This window comes from Barnesiella sp. ET7 (assembly GCF_024733785.1).
Lineage (GTDB): Bacteria > Bacteroidota > Bacteroidia > Bacteroidales > Barnesiellaceae > Barnesiella > Barnesiella merdigallinarum.
Genome location: NZ_JANRHM010000041.1, coordinates 1 through 2379 on the forward strand (window position 1 = coordinate 1; position 2379 = coordinate 2379).

Below are 2379 nucleotides of genomic sequence, written 5' to 3' on the forward strand. Positions count from 1 at the left end.
CGGCGGTCTGCTCGCCATACTCATTGCCTTTATGGTGCTGTATATGGCAGGCGTGAACCAATGGATATGTATCGTACTGGGAGTCATCTCCGCTTCGGTACTTGTCTGGGCGACCTTCCACCTGAATGCCAAGTATGGCGAGTGGGGCTTGATGAAGATACAGGCTGCAAAGAACCATCCCTGCTACATCATCAACCGCAAGCGATTCTTGCGATTGATTATTCCTAACCTCAAAAACAGAAAGTCATGAGAAATGTAATGAAAGCAGCTACCCTCGAAAGCAAGTTCCCGATTCTGTCGGTTGAACACGACTGCATCATCAGCAAGGATGCCGACATCACGGTCTGCTATCGCGTGGAACTTCCCGAACTCTTCACCATTACACAGGCGGAGTATGAGGCGATACACTCGGCATGGGCCAAGGCGGTCAAGGTCTTGCCGAACTACAGTATCGTGCATAAGCAGGACTTCTTCATTGAGGAGAGCTACACCCCCGAGTTGCAGAAGGAAGACTTCAGTTTCCTCTCTCGCTCCTTTGAGCGACACTTCAACGAGCGTCCTTACCTGAAGCACACTTGTTATCTGTTCCTCACCAAGACCACCAAGGAGCATAGCCGCACGACCAGCAGCTTCAATGCCCTTACCCGTGGCTTCATCATCCCGAAGGAGATGCAGGACAAGGAGGTGGTAAGCCGATTCCTGGAGTGTTGTGAGCAGTTCGAGCGTATCATCAACGACAGCGGATTCATCACGCTCACCCGTCTTACGGGCGATGAGATTACAGGCACGGAGTCAACTGCGGGCATCATCGAGAAGTATTTCTCGCTCTCGCAGGAGGATACCACCTGCTTGCAGGACATCACCCTCGGAGCTGGCGAGATGAAGATTGGCGACAACTACCTCTGCCTGCATACGCTCTCCGATCCCGAAGACCTGCCGACAGGCGTAGCCACCGACAGCCGTTACGAGCGTCTCTCGACAGACCGTAGCGATTGCCGCCTCTCGTTTGCCGCACCTATCGGGGTGTTGCTCACCTGCAACCACATCGTGAACCAGTACCTCTTCATAGATGACTCTGCGGAGATGCTGCGTAAGTTCGAGCAGACAGCACGCAATATGCACTCGCTATCACGATACAGCCGCTCCAACCAGATTAATCGCGAGTGGATTGAGGAGTACCTGAACGAGGCACACAGTCAGGGACTGACGGCCATCCGTGCCCATTGCAATGTCTTCGCGTGGAGCGATGACCGAGAGAAACTCAAGCGTGTGAAGAACGATGTAGGCAGTCAGCTCGCCTTGATGGAGGCCAAGCCCCGACACAATACGGTGGATACACCTACCTTGTTCTGGGCTGCTATCCCCGGCAATGCAGGCGATTTCCCTGCCGAGGAGTCCTTCTACACCTTTATCGAGCAGGCACTATGCCTCTTCATTGAGGAGACCACAGGACAGGATTCACTCTCTCCGTTCGGTATGCGTATGGTGGACCGCTTGACGGGCAAGCCTATCCATCTGGATATTTCGGATTTGCCTATGAAGCGTGGTATCATCACCAACCGCAACAAGTTCATCCTCGGTCCTTCGGGCAGTGGAAAGTCCTTCTTCACCAACCATATGGTAAGGCAGTATTACGAGCAAGGTACTCATGTGCTACTTGTCGATACGGGTAACTCTTATCAGGGGTTGTGTAACCTTATCAATGCACGCACGCATGGTGAGGATGGTATCTACTTCACCTACGAGGAGAGTGATCCGATAGCCTTCAATCCTTTCTATGTCGAGGACGGTGTGTTCGACATCGAGAAGAAGGAGTCCATCAAGACACTTATCCTCACGCTGTGGAAAAGGGACGATGAGCCACCGACGAGAGCCGAGGAGGTGGCACTCTCCAATGCTGTGAACCTCTTCTTGGAGCGTATTCGCACCGACAAGAGCATCAAGCCCTCGTTCAATACCTTCTATGAGTTTATCCGTGATGAGTATCAGGATATTCTCAAGGAGAAGCGTACACGCGAGAAGGATTTCGATGTATGGGGATTCCTCAATGTCCTGGAACCTTACTACAAAGGTGGCGAGTATGATTTCCTACTGAACTCCGACAAGCAGCTGGACCTCTTGAACAAACGGTTTATCGTCTTTGAGCTGGATAACATCAAGGACAACAAGGTACTCTTCCCGATAGTGACCATCATCATTATGGAGACCTTCATCAACAAGATGCGTAGGCTGAAAGGCATCCGCAAGATGATTCTCTTGGAGGAGGCTTGGAAAGCCATCAGCAAGGAGGGCATGGCCGAGTACCTGAAGTACCTCTTCAAGACCGTGCGTAAGTTCTTCGGTGAGGCTGTTGTGGTAACGCAGGAGGTCGAGGATATT

Annotated in this window: 2 protein-coding genes; both read left to right on the forward strand. The window is 52.0% G+C overall.

The features are described 5' to 3' along the window. Positions 1 to 250, forward strand: a 250-nt coding sequence (locus tag NW211_RS13705; protein WP_258328250.1) for a DUF4133 domain-containing protein, incomplete at its 5' end; no start/stop codon positions are given. After that, positions 247 to 2379, forward strand: a 2133-nt coding sequence (locus NW211_RS13710) for a TraG family conjugative transposon ATPase (protein ID WP_258328251.1), incomplete at its 3' end; no start/stop codon positions are given. The genes NW211_RS13705 and NW211_RS13710, both read left to right, overlap by 4 nt.